24 protein-coding genes are annotated in these 21,375 nt (G+C 26.5%); 9 read left to right on the top strand and 15 right to left on the bottom strand.

The features are described from left to right. Window positions 1–341, top strand: a 341-nt coding sequence (gene msrB / locus H5J23_RS00005) for a peptide-methionine (R)-S-oxide reductase MsrB (RefSeq protein WP_185890200.1), incomplete at its 5' end; no start/stop codon positions are given. Window positions 342–450: 109 nt separating this feature from the next. Here the strand turns inward: msrB and H5J23_RS00010 are convergent. The 10 genes from H5J23_RS00010 to H5J23_RS00055 all read right to left on the bottom strand — a co-directional run bounded on the left by H5J23_RS00010 (window position 451) and on the right by H5J23_RS00055 (window position 10,921). Next, the gene (locus tag H5J23_RS00010; protein WP_185890201.1) at window positions 451–1,674 is read right to left on the bottom strand and encodes an ABC transporter permease; all 1,224 of its coding nucleotides are present in this window, start codon (window positions 1,672–1,674) and stop codon (window positions 451–453) included. Next, on the bottom strand, window positions 1,671–2,348 hold the full coding sequence (locus H5J23_RS00015) for an ABC transporter ATP-binding protein (protein WP_185890202.1): 678 nt from the start codon (window positions 2,346–2,348) through the stop codon (window positions 1,671–1,673). The genes H5J23_RS00010 and H5J23_RS00015 overlap by 4 nt, the downstream gene beginning before the upstream one ends. Next, entirely contained in the window at window positions 2,345–3,448 is a 1,104-nt protein-coding gene (locus H5J23_RS00020; protein WP_185890203.1) for an efflux RND transporter periplasmic adaptor subunit, read from the bottom strand. The genes H5J23_RS00015 and H5J23_RS00020 overlap by 4 nt, the downstream gene beginning before the upstream one ends. After that, on the bottom strand, window positions 3,448–4,692 hold the full coding sequence (locus H5J23_RS00025) for a TolC family protein (RefSeq protein WP_185890204.1): 1,245 nt from the start codon (window positions 4,690–4,692) through the stop codon (window positions 3,448–3,450). Before H5J23_RS00025 ends, H5J23_RS00020 begins: the two co-directional genes overlap by 1 nt. Next, complete coding sequence (locus tag H5J23_RS00030; RefSeq protein WP_185890205.1) at window positions 4,655–5,959, bottom strand: cell wall metabolism sensor histidine kinase WalK; 1,305 nt, start codon at window positions 5,957–5,959, stop codon at window positions 4,655–4,657. Before H5J23_RS00030 ends, H5J23_RS00025 begins: the two co-directional genes overlap by 38 nt. After that, window positions 5,940–6,614 carry a response regulator transcription factor gene (locus H5J23_RS00035; RefSeq protein WP_185890206.1) on the bottom strand — a complete coding sequence of 225 codons (675 nt, stop codon included), beginning with the start codon at window positions 6,612–6,614 and terminating at the stop codon, window positions 5,940–5,942. The genes H5J23_RS00030 and H5J23_RS00035 overlap by 20 nt, the downstream gene beginning before the upstream one ends. 137 nt (window positions 6,615–6,751) lie before the next feature. Beyond that, window positions 6,752–7,588 (bottom strand): carbohydrate ABC transporter permease, encoded by an 837-nt coding sequence (locus H5J23_RS00040; RefSeq protein WP_185890207.1) that lies wholly within the window; start codon window positions 7,586–7,588, stop codon window positions 6,752–6,754. 1 nt (window position 7,589) lies between these two features. Further along, window positions 7,590–8,468: a carbohydrate ABC transporter permease gene (locus H5J23_RS00045; RefSeq protein ID WP_185890208.1), complete on the bottom strand. Its 879-nt coding sequence runs from the start codon at window positions 8,466–8,468 to the stop codon at window positions 7,590–7,592. Next, entirely contained in the window at window positions 8,468–9,727 is a 1,260-nt protein-coding gene (locus H5J23_RS00050) for a sugar ABC transporter substrate-binding protein (RefSeq protein WP_185890209.1), read from the bottom strand. The genes H5J23_RS00045 and H5J23_RS00050 overlap by 1 nt, the downstream gene beginning before the upstream one ends. Window positions 9,728–9,772: 45 nt before the next feature. Next, a complete protein-coding gene (locus H5J23_RS00055; RefSeq protein ID WP_023049867.1) occupies window positions 9,773–10,921 on the bottom strand; it encodes a double-cubane-cluster-containing anaerobic reductase in 1,149 nt (382 codons plus the stop codon). A 177-nt stretch (window positions 10,922–11,098) separates the two neighbouring features. Between H5J23_RS00055 and H5J23_RS00060 the strand changes: the two genes are divergently transcribed. From H5J23_RS00060 to H5J23_RS00070, 3 genes are all read left to right on the top strand, one after another. Beyond that, complete coding sequence (locus tag H5J23_RS00060; RefSeq protein ID WP_185890210.1) at window positions 11,099–11,857, top strand: acyl-CoA dehydratase activase; 759 nt, start codon at window positions 11,099–11,101, stop codon at window positions 11,855–11,857. Window positions 11,858–12,029: 172 nt separating this feature from the next. Then, window positions 12,030–12,266: a hypothetical protein gene (locus H5J23_RS00065; protein ID WP_023049865.1), complete on the top strand. Its 237-nt coding sequence runs from the start codon at window positions 12,030–12,032 to the stop codon at window positions 12,264–12,266. A gap of 70 nt (window positions 12,267–12,336) precedes the next feature. Further along, window positions 12,337–12,690, top strand: a complete 354-nt coding sequence (locus H5J23_RS00070; RefSeq protein ID WP_023049864.1) for a cupin domain-containing protein — start codon at window positions 12,337–12,339, stop codon at window positions 12,688–12,690. A gap of 21 nt (window positions 12,691–12,711) precedes the next feature. Here H5J23_RS00070 and H5J23_RS00075 read toward each other — a convergent pair whose 3' ends face one another. After that, window positions 12,712–13,347 (bottom strand): class I SAM-dependent methyltransferase, encoded by a 636-nt coding sequence (locus H5J23_RS00075; protein WP_185890211.1) that lies wholly within the window; start codon window positions 13,345–13,347, stop codon window positions 12,712–12,714. Between the two features lie 13 nt (window positions 13,348–13,360). Continuing rightward, entirely contained in the window at window positions 13,361–13,897 is a 537-nt protein-coding gene (locus tag H5J23_RS00080; protein WP_023050882.1) for a helix-turn-helix domain-containing protein, read from the bottom strand. Between the two features lie 174 nt (window positions 13,898–14,071). On the opposite strand from H5J23_RS00080, the gene H5J23_RS00085 reads away from it, so the two are divergent. Beyond that, window positions 14,072–14,665, top strand: coding sequence for a LysE family translocator (locus H5J23_RS00085; protein ID WP_023050883.1), 594 nt, complete (start codon window positions 14,072–14,074; stop codon window positions 14,663–14,665). 276 nt (window positions 14,666–14,941) lie between these two features. Here H5J23_RS00085 and H5J23_RS00090 read toward each other — a convergent pair whose 3' ends face one another. Together H5J23_RS00090 and H5J23_RS00095 are read right to left on the bottom strand one after the other, a co-directional pair. After that, window positions 14,942–16,180, bottom strand: a complete 1,239-nt coding sequence (locus H5J23_RS00090; RefSeq protein WP_023050196.1) for a DEAD/DEAH box helicase — start codon at window positions 16,178–16,180, stop codon at window positions 14,942–14,944. Window positions 16,181–16,253: 73 nt separating this feature from the next. Continuing rightward, a complete protein-coding gene (locus H5J23_RS00095) occupies window positions 16,254–17,162 on the bottom strand; it encodes a GGDEF domain-containing protein (RefSeq protein ID WP_023050195.1) in 909 nt (302 codons plus the stop codon). A gap of 242 nt (window positions 17,163–17,404) precedes the next feature. Between H5J23_RS00095 and H5J23_RS00100 the strand changes: the two genes are divergently transcribed. Together H5J23_RS00100 and H5J23_RS00105 are read left to right on the top strand one after the other, a co-directional pair. Further along, window positions 17,405–17,659 carry a hypothetical protein gene (locus H5J23_RS00100; protein ID WP_185890212.1) on the top strand — a complete coding sequence of 85 codons (255 nt, stop codon included), beginning with the start codon at window positions 17,405–17,407 and terminating at the stop codon, window positions 17,657–17,659. Between the two features lie 172 nt (window positions 17,660–17,831). Beyond that, window positions 17,832–18,038 carry a hypothetical protein gene (locus tag H5J23_RS00105; RefSeq protein WP_185890215.1) on the top strand — a complete coding sequence of 69 codons (207 nt, stop codon included), beginning with the start codon at window positions 17,832–17,834 and terminating at the stop codon, window positions 18,036–18,038. 37 nt (window positions 18,039–18,075) lie between these two features. On the opposite strand, the gene H5J23_RS00110 is transcribed toward H5J23_RS00105, so the two are convergent. Further along, window positions 18,076–18,771, bottom strand: a complete 696-nt coding sequence (locus tag H5J23_RS00110; protein WP_185890216.1) for a polysaccharide deacetylase family protein — start codon at window positions 18,769–18,771, stop codon at window positions 18,076–18,078. Between the two features lie 244 nt (window positions 18,772–19,015). Here H5J23_RS00110 and H5J23_RS00115 point away from each other — a divergent pair, with 244 nt between their 5' ends. Next, a complete protein-coding gene (locus H5J23_RS00115; RefSeq protein WP_185890218.1) occupies window positions 19,016–20,188 on the top strand; it encodes a hypothetical protein in 1,173 nt (390 codons plus the stop codon). A 12-nt stretch (window positions 20,189–20,200) separates the two neighbouring features. Then, window positions 20,201–21,358, top strand: coding sequence for a M20 family metallopeptidase (locus H5J23_RS00120; RefSeq protein WP_185890220.1), 1,158 nt, complete (start codon window positions 20,201–20,203; stop codon window positions 21,356–21,358). The last annotated feature ends 17 nt before the right edge of the window (window positions 21,359–21,375 follow it).

Below are 21,375 nucleotides of genomic sequence, written 5' to 3' on the forward strand. Positions count from 1 at the left end.
GGGATTTTTTTGAGTCAGGAATTTATGTTGATGTTACAACGGGAGAACCACTTTTTTCATCTAAAGATAAATTTAATTCTCAATGTGGATGGCCAAGTTTTTCAAAACCAATTGCACCAGAGGTAGTGAATTATCATAGAGATAGTAGCTTCAATATGGAAAGAGTTGAGGTAGTGAGTAGAGTTGGAAAAGCTCATTTAGGACATGTATTTGACGACGGACCAAGAGAATTCGGAGGTTTAAGATATTGCATAAATAGTGCTGCTATCGAATTTATTCCATTGAAAAATATGGAAGAAAAAGGGTATGGTTATTTAAAAAGTATTATAGAAAAAAAATAAAGTTATAATAAAATAAATGAAGTTATAATAAAATAAATCCATCATTTTAGTAATTTTTTTTAATTTTAAAAATGATGGATTTTATTATATAAAAATATTTTTAAAAAATTTACTCAGCTCTTAAAGCATCAATTGGATTAAGCTGTGAAGCTTTTTTTGCAGGAGTTACTCCAAATATAACTCCAATGAAAGTTGAAACTCCTAAGGCTAAAGTTATTGAAAATACAGAAAATACGGGAGGTATATTAACAAAGTAACCAATAACTAAGGCTAAAGTAATACCAATTAAAACTCCAACAATTCCCCCAATTCCAGTTAAAATAACAGATTCCATTAAAAATTGAATAAGTATATCTTTATTTGTTGCACCGATAGCTTTTCTAATTCCAATTTCTTTAGTTCTTTCAATAACACTTACAAGCATTATGTTCATAACTCCAATTCCACCAACAAATAGCGAAATGCCAGCAACAAAAGTAATAAAAAGGTTAAGAGTACTTAAAATATTATCAAAAGATGCAGCAGCATTACTCATAGTTTCAACTTGATAAAGGCCTTTAACTCCAGTTATGTCCTCTAAAATTATATTAGCATTTTTCATATCAGCAGCTAAATTTTCAGGATTTTTAGATTCAACAATAATAGAATTATATCCACCTTTTGAAAGATCATAAACTTTATCATAGGTATTTAAAGGAGTCCTCATAAATCTAGGAATTCTTCTTCCACCCATAACTGTAATAAGTTCTTCAAGAGGGTTTTTAAAAACTCCCACAATTTTATATGTAATGGGGCTATTTTTCCTTCCAACTGCAAAAGACATCTCTTTTCCAATAGCTTTATCAGCACTTCCAAAAAGATCCTTGGCTGTTAAATTATCAATAACTAGAATCTTTTCTCCCTTTTCATATTCAAAAGGTAAAAATTTTCTTCCAAAAATATATTCAGCTTTATCAATTTTTTCGTAGTCAGGTGTAGTAGCAATAAGTTGAATTATTTCCCTTCTTTTTCCAAGCTCTAAAAATACACGAGTACTTATATTAGCACTAACATTTTTAAAAATATTTGTTTCTTTTAGAGAATCTACAATTTCAGGTTCTAAAAGATATTTCCATCTAAATTCTTCATCGTCTTTATCAATAGATATGGTAAATTTTCCATATCCACCTTCCTTTAAATCACCAGTTATATTTTGCTGTCCACCTTTTCCTATAGCAGACATTGTTATAACAGATGAAATACCAATGATAATACCTAACATTGTTAAAAATGATCTAATCTTATTTCCTTTCAAATTTTGGATGGCACCTTTTAAACTTTCTAAGAAATTCATAAGTTTCTCACATCCTCTATTATCTCTCCATCTTTAAATCGAATAACTCTTTTGCAAGATTTTCCTACTTCAGGTTCATGAGTTACTATTATAATGGTTTTTCCTTGGTTATTTAATTCTTTGAAAAGTTCCATAATCTCTTTTTCAGAAGTGCTATCAAGATTTCCAGTGGGCTCATCAGCTAAAATTATAGCAGGTTCATTAACAAGGGCTCTAGCTATAGCAACTCTTTGTCTTTGTCCGCCAGAAAGTTCATTTGGTTTATGATTTAATCTATCACTAAGACCAACTTTTTCTAGAACTGCCTTAGCTTTATCAACTCTTTCTTTATGATGAACTCCTGCATAGACTAAAGGAAGTTCAACATTTTCTAAAGCTGATAGTTTTGATAATAGATTAAAGGATTGAAAAACAAAACCTATTTTTTGATTTCTAATTTTTGAGAGTTCTTCATCTTTAAGTTTTGAAATATCAATTTTATCGAGAATATAGGTCCCATCAAAAGTATGGTCTAAACACCCTAAAATATTCATCATAGTTGATTTACCACTTCCACTACTTCCCATAATTGCAACAAACTCACCTTTTTCTATGGAAAAGTTGATATTTTTTAAAGCATGAAGCTTCATTTCGCCATTTATATAATATTTGTTTAAATTTTTAATCTCTATCATTGCATTTTCTTCCCCTTTCTTTGAGAAGAGTTATTAGAATTTTCAAATATAGTAATCTCAATAGTATCTCCAGATTTTAAATTGTCATTAGGATTTGTTATGAAAATTTCATTTTGAGAAAGTCCTTTTGTTATAATAACTTTGTCTCCTTTGAGATTTTTAAATTCAATAATTCTTTTTTGAATATTTCCATTCTCATCACTAATATAAATAAAATAGTTAGTGTCATCAAAAAGCAAGGCTGTAGAAGGAATAATAATTCCTAGTTCTTCATCACCTAAATATATCCTTGCAGAAACTTTAAACCCAGGGACTATATGAGGAATCTCTTCAGTTGGTTTAACTTCAACTTGAAGAACATTTTCAGAGGTATTTTTAGAAACCTGTGACACTCTAGAAATTTTTGTTATTATTCCAGGATAAGATATCTTTTTTTCAAAAACTTCAGGTTTTATAGTTAACTTTTGATTAAGTTTGATATCTTTAACTTCATATTCAGGTACTTCTAAAACAATTTTTATATCAGATAAATCTGTAAGTTCTAAAAGAGGATCATCAGTATTAACTGAATAATTTTCTTGAGCATATAAAGTGGTAATTGTACCACTAACAGGGCTTTCAATTTTTTCAGCTGTTTTTTCTAAATCTTCTTTATAATAATCTATATTAATCTCTGAAGTTCGAATCTCTTCACTTAGGTCTTTAACTGAATTCGCAGAACTTCCTCCAATTTTATGTAACTCTTTTTCAACAGTATAGTTTCTTTTTAATTTAGAAAGATTTAATTGTTCTTTTTCAAGATTTCTTTTTATATTATTTCTTTCTGTTTCGTCAAAAGTCATTAAAATTTGTCCTTTTTCTACAAAATCTCCCTCTTGAACGAAAACTTTTTTTACTTTTAATTTTTTGTCTACGAAGATTTTTTTTGTATCATTTGCTTCTACATTGCCATCGACATCAATAAATCCGTTTCCCTTATCTAGTCTTGATCTTTCAGCAGTATATGTTATTTTTGATTGAGCATTTTCACTTTTTTGTCCACAAGCTCCTAAAATAAATAGTGTTGTTAGAATTGTTAATATTGAAAATTTTATTTTCATTAAATTTCACTCCTTACTAAAATCTGATAGATATAAGCATTTAAAGAATTTTTAGCTTTCTCTTTTGATACTTCAAGTTCTAAATAATTATCAAAAGCCTCCATAACTTCTGTATAACTAACTTTTCCAAGAGTATTTTCTAGTTTTTTTATTTCATACTTAGATTTTTCTAAATCTACTCTATTTTCTAAAACAAGATAATCTTTTTGCAAAGTATAATAATTATCTTGAATTTTATATCTTTCAGCAATTATTTCATTTGCTCTTTGTTTGTAAATTACTTCTTTTTCCATAAGAGAACTTTGTTCATTAGAAAGATCAATATCTTTATAAAAGATATCTTTGGAAAATTTTAAAAATACTCTATTTTCATCATTTAAAGTGTTTCTTTCAACTCCTACTGATATATTAGGAACTTTGTTGTCATATTTTAAATATTTAACATTTTCTTTTGTAATCTCTTTTTCAAGATTTAATTTTTTTAAGTCTTTTTCTCCAACTAAAGATATATATTTATCTAAATCATTTTTATTTGGAATGATATCAGTTAGTTTAGCTCCTTGAAGTTTTAGACCGTAATCATAATAAAATCTTTCAATAATTTTATCTAATATATTTTCAATTTTATCAATCTCTAGTCTTATACTGTTGTAACTTACTAAGAGACTATCTAAATCAATTTTAGGTATAGATCCCATTTGATAAGATTTTTCTAGAATTTTTTTTTCTTTTTCTAAAGTTTGTAAAGCATTTTGTTTAAGTTTAAGTTCAAATTGATTATCTTTATAATCTTTATATAGATTTATTAGAGAGAGTTTTTGAGTTTCAATTCCTTGCTTTAAATCAATTTTATTGATATCTCTTGTTACTTTTAATTTATTTAACTCGCTATCATCTTTAGAAAAAACTAAATCTTTTAAACTTCTCTGAGCACCATAAGTAACTTTATTTTCATCATTTTTAACTTTTTCACCTTGAACATAAAAATCCCCATAACTAACGCTGCTTTCAAAAGTATATCTATTTTCTTTATCTTTGTACTCAGTTCCGCCGTCAACTTTAACACCATTATATCTACCTGTTTTATAATAATCTTCTTTAAAGTTATTTTGATTATTTTTTATGTTATATATTTGATTTTCATAAGAGGTTTTATTGATTTCATTTAATAATTTGTCTAAACTAACCTCTTGAGAATAAATGAGTTTACTCAGAAGTAGAGTTATCAATATATATTTTTTCATTTTCATCTCCTTTTAATAAAATTTTAAAAATCACAACTTTTTCATTAACTTCATAATAAAAGTTATATTCTAAATTAAGATTTTTAAGAATTTCTGAAACAACAGAAAGCCCTAATCCAGTGCCACCATATTTTCTGACTTTTTTATCATTTTTCTTAGAAAAAGGTTTGAAATATTCCTCTAAATTATCATCTTTTAAAATTTCACTGCTATTTTTAATAATAATTTCATTTTTATTTAGTATTATTTCAATATTTTTTTCTGTATTAACATATGCAAGTGCATTAATAATAAGATTATTAAGACAACGATCTAACAGTTTTTTATCACTATATACTTCAACTTTTTCTAAAGAAGTTTTTAAATTTATATTATTTAATTTAAAATCTATGGCGTATCTTTTTAAAATATTTTTAATAGTTTCTTTTAAATCTATATATTCTTTTTTTATTGGAATATACCCAGATTCCATTTTACAATAAAAAAGTAACTCTTGAATTAAAGCATTCATATTAGAGGCTTCTAGATTAATATTTTTACAAATATCTGGTATTTCTTCTAGCTCAATAATACCATCTAAAATAGCTTCACTATATCCATCGATTATAGCTACAGGAGTTTTTAATTCGTGTGTAACATTAGAGATGAAATTTTTTCTAAAAGCTTCAGATTTTTTTTGTTTTTCTAATTCATTTTTTAATTGAGCATTAAGCTCTAAAAGTTCAGATTCAATAGGTTTTCCCATTTTTATTGAGAACTTATAAGCAATATATAAATTTATTGGAATACTTAAAAGAATGATATAAATAAAAAATTTTAAAGTTGATTTTATAACGTCAGTAATAGGAGCAATAGATGTAGTTACAATTAACATTTTATCGTCATTTAATTTTTTAGCTAAAACAATTCGTTTTATATTATCTCTTCCCATTTGAATATTTAAAACTTCTTTTCCATTTTTAACTTCATCCCATAATTCGTTTTCAACAATTTTCATAGGGTGTGGTTTTATATTTCTCTTATCATTAATATTTTTTTCTTTATAAATAGAAACTTCTTTTATAAAAATAGCATTGAGTTGTGCTTCTTCTTTAAAATCCTCATAGTTTTCACTTTTATATTCTTTTGCTAGAGAAATAATTTCTTTCTTTTTTAAACCAATTTGATAATCTTCTAAAAAGAGATAATTAATAAGAACATATAAGGCTATAAATCCATAAGTTAAGCAATTTAAAAATAGAAAAATTTTATATGATATCCTTTTCATTTTCTACCTCCTGAAATTTATAGCCAATTCCTCTAACAGTTTTGATATATCCTTCACCAATTTTTTTTCTTAATATTTTTATTTGTGTATCAACAACTCTTTCATCAACTTCAAAGTCCAAAGTCCAAATATTATTTAAAATTTTTTCTCTAGTCAATACTAAGTCTTTATTTAAAATAAAGTACATTAAAAGAGCAAAACCCTTATTTCCTAAATTCAATTCTTCTCCATTTTTTAGAACTTTATAATTTTCTCTATCAATTTCTAAATCTCCAATTTTTTCTAGAGAGGAGATTCGTTTTCTTTTTATTAATGAATTAACTCTAGCCACTAAAACTTTAGGTTTAAATGGTTTTCCAATATAATCTTCTACACCGAGTTCTAATCCTTTGACTTCATCATCTTCATCACCAAGAGCAGTGAGCATTATAATAGGAGTATCAGATATTTTTTTGATTTCCTTACATACCTCCCATCCTTGAATACCAGGTAACATAACATCAAGTAAGATAAGAGCAAAATTATCTTCATAAAATTTTTTTATTCCAATTTCACCGTTACTTGCTTCAGCAACTTCATATCCTTCTTTTTCAAGATATCTTTTTAAGATATCTCTTAAAAAATCTTCATCTTCTATAATTAAAATTTTTTCCATAAAATCTCCTATAATTAAATTAAAATATTAATATATTTTATCTCAATTTATAAATATAATCTATTTTATTTTTTTTATGTGTATTTTGTGTGTAATAAAAAATAGTCCACTAAAATAAGTGGACTATCGATATAATTTTAAGATGACCCTTTAGTTAAGCCTGAAATAAGATAATTTCTAAATATAAAAGAAAAAATCATTGGAGGAATTATGGTAAGAATTCCTGCTGTGGCTATTTGGCTATAAAGTATAAGATCTTTTGAAGAGAATTCTGCAATTAAAACTGTTAAAGGTTTAATCTCTCTAGAGGCTGCTAAAACTAATGGTAATTGATATTGACTCCATGATTTTAAAAATATAATTAACATACTAGTTATTATTATAGGGTATACATTAGGAATAAGAATATGTGTGATGACTTCAAACTTAGTGCATCCATCTATAAGGGCCATCTCTTCAATTTCTATAGGAAACTCTTTAAAATAATTCATAGTTATCCATGTAACTAATGGTAGAAAAGATGAGATATAAACTATCGCTAACCAAAAGAGATTATTTAAGAGGTTATATTCAGAAAAAATTGTATATAATGGTATAATCGTTGTAAATAATGGAATGATTAATGTAGAAAATAAAAGGCCCATAAATATAGAAATAACTTTATTTTTAAATCTTGCTAAAGCATATCCAGTTACAATAGCTAATGGAGTACCTAAAACCACAGTTATAAAGCTTGTTAAAAGAGAGCTTTTCATAGCTAAAAGAAAGCTATTGCCTTCTTTTGTAGAGATATCTAGAAGTTTTTTATAATTAAAAAAACTAACAGAAGTTGGAAAAAAACTATTTCTATTATTAAGAACATCTTTTTCATGACCAACACTAATAATAAAACACCAAAATATAGGACCTAATATTAAAAAAAGAAATATAATAACACCTATACAATAAATAATTGTTTCTTTTTTTATTTTCATATTATTTCCACCTCTTATTAATAAAAATTATATAAATAATACCTAAAACACCGCATAATATTGTTATTGTATAAGAAATAGCACTTCCATATCCAATATTAAAAAAAGAAAAAGTTTGATTATAGTTATATACCATAAAAGGTTCTCCTAATTTACGAAAACCGACAAGAGATATTGCTTCATCAAAAACATTAATTCCTATTAATATTAAATTTGTTATAACTATAAGAAATGTAGGAAATAGTATTGGAAGCATTATGTTTTTTATTTTTTGAAAAGACGAGGCTCCATCAATTTCAGCAGCTTCAAATATCTCTTCAGGTATGGCTTTAATATTAGCAAGAAGAAGAATACAACAAAATGGAATTGCTCTCCAAGCAACAATAATTCCAAATATAATAAGTGAACCATATCTAGAATTTAACCACAATATTGGGGTATCAACGAAATTAAAATAATAAAGAAATTTATTTATAAAACCAAATTCTGGATAAAATATAAATTTCCAAATAAGTCCATTGACAACAGGAGGAAGAGCCCAAGGTATTATGGCTATTGCAGTTAATAGGCTAGTAAATTTATTCTGTTTATCAAGTATTAAAGCGACAAGAAAACTAAAAATTATCCCTAAACTTAGTATAACTATAATAATAATTGAAGTATTAATAAAAGCAGAGTAAAATTCAGTACCTTTAAAAATATCTATATAGTTTTGAAGCCCTATAAACTTTCGATCATAGGGCTTTGTAAGCTTGTAGTATTCTAAACTATAAAACAAAGTCAGAATAATAGGGTATAAAACTGTAGAAATTATAATAAAAAAAGATGGTAAAATTAAATAATAAGGAAACATTTTATTTTGTTTAATTTTTATTACCATTATTTCTTTAAAAGATCCTTAATTTTAGAGTCAATTTCTTCTACAGCTACTTCAGGAGTAATATTTCCACTTGCCATTTTGTTAACAGCATTATAAATTACATTGCTCATTTCAGCATAATAAGCTGGAACTCCATTTGGAAAAGGAGATTTAACTAATAGAGAAACTTCTTTCATTGCACCAGGATTTTTAATCTCTCCAGCATCGATAACTTCATTTAAAACAGAGGTTCTTGTAGGTATTGCACTAATCTCTTTAAAGAAAGCTCTCTGAGTTTTCTTTGATGTATACCATTCTACAAATTTTTTAGCAGCCTCTTTATTTTCAGAAAGAGACGATACTCCTACAGCTTCCGTAAGAGCCATAGTTTGAGTAGTTTTTCCATTTTCTCCAGGAGGAAGAATAACATCTATTTCTCCAATAACTTTAGATTGATTAGGGTCTGTAGCTCTTGCAATAAACGAAGTTGGTCCAACCATAAATGCAGCATCTTTAGAAAGTAATTCTCTATATGTATCAATAGCACTCATTGTTAAATTAGCAGGATTAATAAGTTCTTTTTTAACCATATTATTTATAAAATTTAATGTTTTAAGGGCATTTTCTTTATTGATAGTATTATCATCATTAAAAACTTTTCCATCTCTTAGATAAGTTAACCAAATAAAAGATGTAGTTGTTCCTTCATTAGCATTTAAAGGGAATGTATATGGATATTTAAGAATATTGTTTTCTTTTAGAGTTTCCATATTTTTAGTAACATCATCCCAAGTTTGAGGTTCTTCTAAATTAGCACTTTTATATAAATCTTTATTATAGTAAGCTATACGAAAGTCATTTGCATAAGGAACAGCGAGTGTTTTTCCATTAACAATAAATGTTGATAAACTAGGGATATCATTCATATCTTCCTGTGTAAGATTTAGAGGTTCTAACCAATTAGCACTATCAAACTCACCAACCCAAGACCAATCAACTTCAAAAACATCTGCTGCAGCTTTTTTTCCATTAGCAGCAATAGCTATTTTATTTCTAATATCATCCCATGAAACAGTTTCGATGTTTACCTTAATTCCAGATTCATTTTGAAATTCATCTAACATAGCTTGAGATGGAACACCCCAGTCAGGAATCATAAAGCTAATTTCAGTAGTTTTTTCTTTTTCTAAAGCTTTTTCAGAAGATTCTTTAGAACATCCTGTAAAAAATGAAATACCTGCTAAAGCAAGAAGTGTCGTAGTTAAAATTTTTCTTTTCATAGTTTAATCTCCTAATAATTATTGTATTTTCATTAAAATTAAAAATTAAAGCATTTCAACAAAAGCTTCTAATCTTGTTCTAATTTGTCCTTTATCAGATGTTGAATAATCTGTTTCAATTGATATAAAAGGTACCCCAAGGTTATTGACATGTCTTTTTATATTTCTGGTTTCAATAGCATAAGTATGACAAGATTGTAAAATTATCTCTACAACACCATCAACTTTATATTCTTTAATAAGATTTGAAAGCATATCTTCTCTTCCTTTGTTTGGACTCATTACAGAGCAAGGTATAGAAAGATATTTATCAGCAATAGCTTTTATAGGTTCCTCATTTTCATCAACTAACTTTTCAGTATTTTTTGTTCCACCACAGTTTTCATATACAACTACAACAGCACCAACTTCTTCTAATTGTTTTATAATTTTATCTGCAACTCCTCCAAGGGGACAACCAGTTATTAAAATTCTAGGAGCAGTTTTTGATATTTTACATTCATTATTTGCATGCAACTCTTTAAGACTTGCTGTAATTTCATTAAGTTTTGCAATTTGTTCTTCTTTATCAAAAATATATAGAACACCATTTAAAATTGTAAACATATCATATCCTGATATAGGAGGAGGAATAAGTTTACCTAATGAATAAAAATTTGAAAGACTAATTCTTTCTCTATTACATAAATTTATACTTTCACGTAGTTTTTCCTCTGTTACAGAAGTAGAGAATTTTGTTTCAAGTTTTTCTTTAAATTTTATAACTTCATGTTTCCACATATTTTTTGCATATTCAGAATCTTGTGAGTGAGGTAGTTGCATTACATAGGTATCTTTTATTTCTCCAAGTAATTCATACATTTTCTTTTTTCCATCACATGTAGTTTCACCTACAACTAAATCTGAAAAATACATATAGGGACACTTATCTGAGATAGCATATCCGTAACTTGATTTTATTAGTGGACAAAGATTTTTTGGTAAATGAATTTCAGCAGCTGGAATTGTATCATTACTTACACCACAAAGAGTAACTGGAGTTCCACCAGCAGCATAAATAATCTCTTTAGGTGTATATGTACAAAATGTCCCAACTATATGAGCTCCTTGATCTTTTAATTCTTTTACCTTTAGAAAGCCATTTCTTCTAGCTTCAGCAAATTCTTCAAAAACTTCGTTTAAATCTACTTTCATTTCATCTCCTTAAAATATTAATAATTGAATTTTACGTACTAAATAATTATATACCAAAAATGAGCATAGTGCTAACTAATTTTAAACATTATAAATTTATTTTATAAAATAATACATAAAAGTATGATAAAATATATTTGATAAAAAAAATTATATGAGTGTGGAGTTGAAAACAAAATGGATATAAGAATTGGAATTGATATAGGTTCTACAGCTACAAAAGTTGCGATATTTCATAATGATATACTGGAAAGATTTTTTTCTGTTCCTAGTGGATGGAGTAGCGTAGAAACTTCTGAGAAAATAAAAAAAGATTTAGAAAACGAAGGATATAATTTTGAAGAGTGTAAAGTTACAGCAACTGGATATGGAAGAATTTCAGTTCCATATGCTAATAAAACTGTTACTGAAATCACATGTCATAGTAAAGGGGTTCAATATATAACTAAAAAAACTAATTTTACAATTATAGATATAGGAGGACAAGATACCAAAGTTATAGAAGTTTCTGGTGGTAATGTAGAAAATTTTATTATGAATGATAAGTGCTCTGCTGGAACAGGGCGTTTTATTGAGGTTATGGCAAATATTTTAGGTGTAAAATTAGATAAGTTATATGAGTTAGCAACACTTGGAGAAAAAGTTGAGATATCTTCAATGTGTACAGTTTTTGCTGAAAGTGAAATAATTAGCTTAATGGGAAGGGGAGCTGCTAAAGAGGATATAGCTTGTGGTATTATAGATTCAGTAGTGAATAAAGTTGTTGGTCTTGTAAGTAGAAGTAAATTAACAGAAGAGTACTTTCTCTCTGGTGGATTATGTGCTAGTCCATACTTTATAGAGGAACTTTCTAAAAAGTTAGGGAAAAAAGTAAATACACATGATTTAGCTCGTTATGCAGGAGCTATCGGAGCAGCGTTGATGCAAAAAATATAAAACTATACTTTTTTACAAATATGCGATATAATGATATGAAGTAGTATTTTTTGTCAAAGTGTATATTTTAAAAATATAAAGTCTTTAAATGATTTATCATACAGCCTTGTACCTAGAACAAGGCTGTTTTATTTTTATTTAGTTATTTTATAAAATTTAAATCGGAGGTTTTATGAATTACGTAAAGAAGCAAGAGCTAAAAAGACAGTATAAAGTTGAAATTTTTAAAGGGATACAGGTTATAAATAATGAAAACTATGACTTTATAGATTCAAGACAATTTTTTCCTACACCGGAAGATGCGTTTAAGTATATTGAAAAGTTAAAGTTAAAATTAGAAAATGATTGGGTTATTAGATACTTTAAAAGAAGTGAAGAGGATTGGGAGTTATTAGAGATTATTAACTAATAGATATTTTTCTTGAAATTATATTTGATTAATGTTATTCTAAAAATAAAATTTCAAGAAGGATGTAATTATGATTAAGAAAAAATCTGATTTAAAAGTTAATGAAATTGACGGTTTAAAAGGTGGGATTGGCAAATTAAAAATGATTGAGATTTTAACTGCGTCTGAGCTAAAAGATGAGGGAAAGCTCTTTAGTAGGGTAATTTTAGAGAAAGGTTCATCAATAGGTTTTCATAAGCATGAGAATGACTTTGAAGTTTACTATATTTTAAATGGAAAGGGAGAGGTTCAAGAAGCTGAGGGAACTTATGAAGTTGGTGAAGGTGATGTAGTTTATACATCTCATGGAGAAGAACATTCTCTTACTAATATTGGAGAAAATGAACTAGAAATGATAGCAGTTGTAATCAATCATAGGGTTTAATATAAAAGAGGCTAATTAAAATTAGCCTCTTTTTACTTCAGCTTTTTTTAATAAATATGTATAATTACTAGGAAAAACGTATTTTTTTTCCACTAAAATAATACCTTGTTGAGAAAATAATTTTATAATATCTTTACAAGAGTAAATTTTATAATCCCCTGTTTTCATATAAGGAAGGAAAAAATTTATTATATTTCTAAATATAGGTAGTATCCAGATTTCTCCTAAAATAAGAGTTCCATTAGATTTTAAGACTCTAGCTATTTCAGATATTGATTTTTCAGGATTAGAATAATGATGAAAAGAATTTATACAAGTTATAATATCAATTGAAGAGTTTTTTAAAGGTATGGCTTCGCTATCACCAATAACAAAGTTAGCAGAGATCCCTTTACTAATAGCTAGTTTTATCATCTCAGATGATATATCTAAACCTATTAATTTTAAAAATTTATTTTTTTCTATTATTTTTAACAACAAATCTCCTTTTCCTGTTCCTAAATCTAAAAGAGTATATTCTTCATTTGCTAATAATAAATCTAACCAATCTAAAACATTATTATAGTGTTTAAAAGAGTCTCCATGTTTTTTACTTGCCATTTTATCAAAAAATTTAATTGTATTTTCTTTATAATTTACAGATTTATTTGAGTTCAAATTATTCTCCTTTTTACTTTTTTATAGAGAACCAATGAGTAATTGCAGGAATATTCCCAGGATTCCTATATTTATGAGGTGTATTTTTCTTTATATAAATTGAATCCCCTTCTTTTAATTTATAAATTTTTCTATTAGAAAGGTTTATCTCTAATTCTCCTTTGATAACTATTCCAATTTCATCGTGAGAATGACTCCATCTTACATTTTCGGATGTACATTTAGGATTAATTACAACATAACTACCATTAATTTCAGAATTATCAGGAATTAAATTATAGTATTTAGTTCCTTCTTTATTTGAAGTAAATAATAATTTTCTATCTTCTGATTTTAAAGTTATGACAGACTCTCTATCCTCTTTTAAAAGATCTATTAAACTTATATCCAAAACTTTACATATTAACTGAAGGTTAGCTATAGATGGACTATTTATATTTCTTTCTAAATTACTAATAAACCCAACAGAGAGACCTGTTTTTTCAGAAAGTTCTTTTATAGATAAGCCTTTATCTTTTCTTAAGTTTTTGATTTTTTCAGATATTTCCACTAGTTAACTCCTATTCATATTTTTTATTTATTATATCATAAAAATAACTATAACTCAAAAATTCATAATTATGAATAAAATATTCACTATTTTGTTGATATTTTTTTTATTTTATGTTAATATCTCTTTATAATATTAATATTACAGACAAATATATCTAGAAAGGACTAAAATATGCTACTAAGTTTTTTATTTTCATCTTTAATTATTGCAGCAACACCAGGAATTGCAACAATCTATGTTTTAAATAATTCAGCTTCTTTAGGAAGAAAAGAAGGTATTTTATCAGCTTTAGGAATAATGACTGGCGGAATGATTTATAATATTATTGCAGCAATTGGATTATCTTCAATTTTATATGTATTTCCTAACATGCTCAGTATTATAAAAATTATTGGAGGACTTTATTTAGTTTATATTGGAATAATAACTATAAAAAATAGAAAAACTAATAATTCGAATTCATTAGAACCTATAAAAAATGATTGTTATATAAGAGGAGTTATAACTAATTTAGCAAACCCTAAAATTTTACTTTTCTTTGTAACTTTTATTCCACAATTTGTAGTAAATACTAATAATTATGCCAAAGAGGCAATATTATTAGGAAGTGCTTATTTAATCGTTGAAATTATCTGGTTTATTTGTTTGGCTAGTTTTGTTTCTCATTTTATAAAAAATATAAAAGGGAATTTCCAAAAATATATGACTTATATTTCAAGTGGAGTATATTTAACTATGGGTTCTGTATTAATATTAAGTATATAGTCGATTTTTACTATAAATTACAAATTACAATAAATAATTATTTTTTGAAAATAATTTTAAGGAATAATAAAGTGAATCCTATGAATTTAATCTACTGGATTCCTTTTTTTATCTGTATAATCTCGTATTTAGTTAATTAAAATCTCTTTTTTTATGTATATTTTATAATTTATTAAAAAACTTTAGTAAATTCATTACAAATCATCTCGTATTATACATATAATACGAGATGATTTGTAAAAAAAAATCTTTCTAAATAAATAGAAAGATTTTTTTTTAAGATTTTTTTGCGCTTTGTTGTTTATTTGAAGATTTCTTAAATCTATTAGATTTAGGTTTATTTTGAGGATTAGTAGGTTTTTCATTATATTTTTTTATAGGCTTTTTAGATAAATCTTTCTCATTTCCATGAACTTTAGCAAATTCTATCTTATTTAATTTTAAAATTTCTGTTAAAATCTTTTTATCATCTAATGATGAAAAAGAAATTACTATACCATTTTTATTAGCTCTTCCTGTTCTTCCACTTCTATGAGTAAATGCTTCAGCCGTTTTAGGTAAATCAAAGTTTATAACATGAGTAACTTGAGGTATATCTAAGCCTCTAGCAGCAATATCAGTAGCTACAAGTATATTATATTTTCCTTCTCTAAAACCAGATAAAGCAGCATCTCTTTGATTTTGTGATAAATTACCTTGAAAATTTACAGCTTTTAATCCTTTAACTTCTAATGTTTTACTAAGATGTCTAGCTTTGTGTTTTCCATTTGTAAAAACAATAACAGATTCTATACTCGAATCATCAAGTAATTCTATAAGTTTTGATTTTTTATCATCGTGATCTATATGATATAATTCATGCTCAATTAATTTAACAGGATCTTTGTATTCTACTTCAATTGTTTTATGTCCCTTTTCTAAAACTTTAAATGCTAAAGTTTTAATTTCTTTTGGCATTGTTGCTGAGAAGAAAAGAGTTTGCTTCTTTTTAGGAGTATGTTTTACAATTTTTTCAATATCTTTTAAAAATCCCATATCTAACATATGATCAGCTTCATCTAATACTAAAAATTCAAGTCTTGTTAATCCTAAATTTCCTTGATTAATATGATCTAGAATTCTTCCAGGACACCCTACAACAATATCTACTCCAGTCTTTAAAACGTCTACTTGTTTTTTAACTGATGTTCCACCATAAACAGCTAAACTTTTTATCCCAATCTGCTTTCCTAATTGTAAAACAGTATTATTAATTTGTTCTGCAAGTTCTCTAGTAGGAGCAATAATCAAAGCTCTTACACCTTTTCCTTTTCCTTTTGTTGTTGCTATTTTTTCTAAAATAGGAAGAACAAATGCTGCAGTTTTTCCTGTTCCTGTTTTAGCTAATCCAAGAATATCGCTTCCTTCTAAGATTACTGGGATAGCTTGTGCTTGAATTGGGGTAGGTTCTTTATATCCAACAGCATCAATTTGTGCCATTATTTCTGTTTTAAAATTAAATTCTTTAAATTTCATATTTTCTCCATTTATAATATTTTTTGTGTATCTGTTATTATAACATTATTTTGAAGAAAATAATATAAATTAATTAATAATTTGTCACTATTGTTCCTTTACCATTTTTTTTAGCTGTATATAGAGCCATATCTGCTTTTTTATATAAATCATTTATTGTTTTTAGTTCTATCTTTTTTTCAGCAACTCCTATACTTACACTTTTATTAAAAGTCTCAAATTCTGATAAAATTATTTTAGCTAAATTTAATGCTTCTTCTTTTGTTTTTTTTACTAAAATTAAAAACTCATCTCCACCCATTCTTATTGCATAACTTTCGGAATGAATAGTTTCTTTTATTATTTTAGAAAGAGCTTTTAGTATTTTATCACCTTCAATATGACCTTTTGTATCATTTAAACTTTTGAAATTATCTATATCTAGCAAAATTACACTAAGATGCTCCATATTATTATAAATTTTAGATATTTTTTCTTCATAAAAATTTCTATTATACAAACCTGTTAAAACATCTCTATATACTTTTTTATTTACTTCATCTATATTTTGATAATATAAATAAAATTCACTAACTTTATCATGCTTTATTGGAAATACTTCAATTAATACCTCACCTTCGTCTGAATCAACTACAGGTTTCATACTGATTCCAAAAAATTTTTTTAATTTCTGTTGCTCTTCTGATAAGTAGAATTCCTTTTCAAAAACAACAATTTGAGAAGCTTTAGAGACTTCTCCTAAAGATTTTCTTAATGGACATTCAGGACAATTTTCGGTTTCCCCACATCTTTGATTACTATCTTCTGTATGAATACAAGTAAATAAATTTCCAAAAAGTTCCCCTAATTGTTGATTTTTTAAATGCTTTTTTTTCATTATACTCATCATATACTTATTTAAAAATTTAACTTCAGCTTTATTATTTAATACGACAACCCCAGTTGACAATGTATTAAAAATAGATTGTAGTCCATCTAACATTTTGTATCCCCCTAATTATTTTGATTAAACTTTTATGTCCAATTTTTTAATCTTACTATTAGTAGTATAACTTTTGTTCCATAAAAAATCAAACTAATTTTTATTTGTTATGATTGTAAACAATTGAACAGATTATAAAGTTGAAAAATTATACCAAAACTTTTGATCTAAAATTTCAAATATACAATTTCTTAAAATAGTTGTAGAATATATCGTAAATTTAACAACAAAAGGAGTTCTAAATGAAAAAAATTTTATTATCTTTAGCAATACTAACAATTGTTGCAGCGTGTGGAAAAGAAAAAGAAGAAGTTTCTATACAAGAAGTTATAGTTGAACAGACTACTGTTATTGAAAAAGTTCCTACTAATAGTGCTATTGAAGCTATTGAACAATCTGTTGCAGCAGATGTAAATGAAGAAACAAGTGGAGATGTTATAATTCCAAACTCTGAAATTGTATCAACTGAAGAAATAGTTGAAACAGTTGCTAACTAATTATAAAGTCAAGCATCAAGATTTTGTCTTGATGCTTATTTTTTTCTAAACTTAAAGGAAATAGCTATGTTTAACTGTATAATCTTAATATAAACTATATATTATGGAGGTGAGTGAGAGAATATTTGTCAAAATATCTCTCTTCAAAATGGATATAAAAGATAACGAAAAAGTGTTGACTGTCAAAGATTGGATTATAATTCAAATAATTATGATGATTCCTATTGTAAATATAATTATGTGGATTAAATGGCTAGTTTCTGATAAAACTAATCAAAATTTAAAAAATTTTTTAATTGCTTCTTTGGTTATGATAGTTATTGGTATGATTATTTGGTTTCTTTCAATGACATTTTTAATGACTTCAAGTATGCAATAAAAAAAAGGATAAAATTCATTTAGAATTTTATCCTTTTTTATTTTAAACTTTTATACGGCTCTATATTTAACAATTCATCAAGTTTCACAAATTCATATCCTTTACTTCTATAATATGGAATTAATTTTTTCAAAGCTTCATATGATGTATCTTTATCTGGTTGTGTATGCATAAGAATAATACTTCCATTTTTTGTTTCTTTTTCTTGAGTATTTACTACGTAATCTAATGATCTCTTTGTATTCCAATCCTCTCCATCTACATTCCAAAGAACTATATTCATATCTAGATTTTTAACAGCTATTTTTACATTTTCTGTAATTATACCATATGGTGGTCTATATAACTTTGGAGTCACACCTATAATATCATCTATTGTTTTATTTGTTTTTTCTATTTCAGATATTATAAGTTCTTGAGATGCCTTATCAAAATTTGAATGTGTATAACTATGATTTAAAACTAAATGACCTTCCTTATGAACTCTTTCAACTTCTAATTTTCTATCTGAAATATTTTTTCCTATGAAAAAAAAGGATGCTTTTATCTTTTCTTCTTTTAATAAATCTAAAACTTTTGGAAGAGAAGTATCATTCGGTCCATCATCAAAAGTTAAAGCTATCTTTTTAATTTTACTATTTCCTTGAGAATATATTTTTTCACTTGCAAATCCATTTCTAAAAATAATAAAAAATATTGTTATTAATGAAAATAACTTTAATTTTTTTTTCATATCTACCTCCGAAGCTTAAAAAATTTTAAAATAAAAAGACATACTTTTCTTTATCTATTCGTTGAAAATACTTACCTTCCTTTTATTTTGAATACATCTTAAAATTTAATAATATATTTTTTATTTGAAATATACTATAAGTATATATTTTTTATATTTTATTTAATTAATAATATCAGTGTATAATAACAAAAATTTATAACAATAATATTTTTTATTTGGTACTATTTGGAGGGGATTTTTTATGAATTTAATTACAGCGATTATTTGTGTTTTGGGAGCTCTAGCTATTGGTGAAATAATTTCTATAAAAACTAAAGCTATTGTTCCATCCGTTTTTATTACTGCTATTGTTTTTTTAATTGGTTATTGGACAATATTTCCAGAAAATATTCTTGAAATAGCTGGATTCGTAACTCCAATTATTATAAGTTCTATGCTTTTTCTTGTTACACATTTAGGAACTATGTTAAGCTTAAAAGAACTTATTAGACAATGGAAGTCATTTTCAATAGCTATTTTTGGAATATTGGGAATTTGTTTTGGAACTTTAGTTTTAGGAAAACTATTTTTTCCTTGGGAAATGTTAGTTATTGCAACTCCACCCCTTAGTGGAGGGGTGGTTGCCTCAATTATTATGTCTGAGGCTGCAACTGCTAAAGGATTACCTGAACTTGCTGTTTTAGCTGTTGTTATGTATGTTATGCAAGGATTTATAGGTTATCCTTTAACTGCTTTTGTTCTAAGATTAGAAGGAACAAGTCTTTTGAAAAAATTTAGAAAAGGAGAAGCTATTAATCTTGATAAAAAAGAGATTGAAGAAGAGGAAACTAAGCGATTGATTCCGCCTCTACCAAAAGAATATCAAACAACTTATATTGTTCTTTTAAAATTAGCTCTTTTAGTTGGAGGTGCAATTTTATTTACAGAAGCTATTAACGAAGTTGTTTCTAGATATGTTATCTGTTTATTTGCTGGAGTAATTGGTGCTGAAAGTGGCTTTATTGAAAGAAAACCTTTAAATGTATCTGGAACTTTTGGATTTTATATGACCGGTCTAATGGCTTTTATATTTGGCGGATTATCTAAAGCCACTCCTGAAATGCTTCAAACTCTTTTGATTCCTTTCATAGGTATTATTGGATTTGGTGTTGTTGGAATGTTAATATTTTCATTTATAGTTGGTAAAATTTTAAAAGAATCTTCTCCAATGTCTTGTGCCATATCTTTAAATGCCTTATATGGATTTCCTGCAAATTATGCTTTAACAGTTGAAGCAGCTAAATCTCTAGGAGAAACAGAAGAGGAAAAACAGTTTTTAATTGATGCTATGTTACCAAAAATGTTAGTTGGAGGCTTTGTTTCTGTAACTATTGTTTCTGTTATTATAGCTGGAATATTTGTAAAATTACTATAAGGAGGATAAAAAATGATTAAAAAACTTGTAGAACAAAATAAAAATTATATTATTAACATGAGAAGGGAGTTTCATAAATATCCTGAACCAAGTTTTCAAGAATTTAGAACATCTAAGAGAATTCAAGAAGAATTAACAAAAATGGGGATTCCATTTAAAGTAATTGCAGGTACTGGCGTAGTTGGATTTATAAATAAAGATAAAAAAGGTAAAAAAATTATTTTAAGAGCAGATATGGATGCCCTACAAGTTCAAGAATGCACTGGTGTAGAGTATTGTTCTACAAATATTGGCATGATGCATGCATGTGGTCATGATGGACATTCTGCAATGCTTTTAGGAGCAGCTAAAGTATTAAATGAAATAAAAGATACTTTAGCTGGTGAAGTTAGACTTTTTTTCCAACCTGCAGAAGAAATTGCACAAGGAGCTTTAAAAATGCTTGAAGAGGAACCTATTGATAATGCAGATGGATGTTTTGCAATTCATTTATGGAGTGATCTTCCTTGTGGTAAAGTTTCTGTAGAAGCTGGTCCTAGAATGGCATCAGCAGATATATTTGAAATTGTTGTAAACGGTAAAGGTGGGCATGGATCGCTCCCACATCAAACTATTGATGCCGTTGTTGTTGGTTCAGCTTTAATTATGAATTTACAATCAATTGTAAGTAGAGAGATTAGTCCGTTAGAATCTAGTGTTGTAACTGTCGGTTCTTTTCATTCTGGAACAAGATTTAATGTTATTGCAAATCAAGCTATTTTAAAAGGAACAACTCGTGCTTTTAATCCTGAAATTAGAAATAATTTTAAATCAATATTAGAAAGAGTTACAAAGGGAACTTGTGATACGTATAGAGCTTCTGGTCAAGTTAATTATACATATGGAACTGCACCTTGTATAAATGATGAAAATTGCTCAAAGATAGCTTTAAAATCTGTTGAAACTATTCTTGGAAGAGATGGAATTATAAAAATGGAAAAAATTACTGGTGGAGAAGATTTTTGCTATTTCTTAGAGAAGGTACCCGGAGTTTTAGCTTTTGTTGGAGCTGGAAACCCATCTAAAGATGCAAATTATCCTCATCATCATGAAAAATTTGCAATAGATGAAGATTCTCTAGAAATTGGTACAGCCTTATATACTCAATATACTTTAGATTTTTTAAGTTAAAATAAAAATACACGGAA

This window comes from Cetobacterium sp. 2G large (genome assembly GCF_014250655.1).
Classification (GTDB): Bacteria; Fusobacteriota; Fusobacteriia; order Fusobacteriales; family Fusobacteriaceae; genus Cetobacterium_A; species Cetobacterium_A somerae.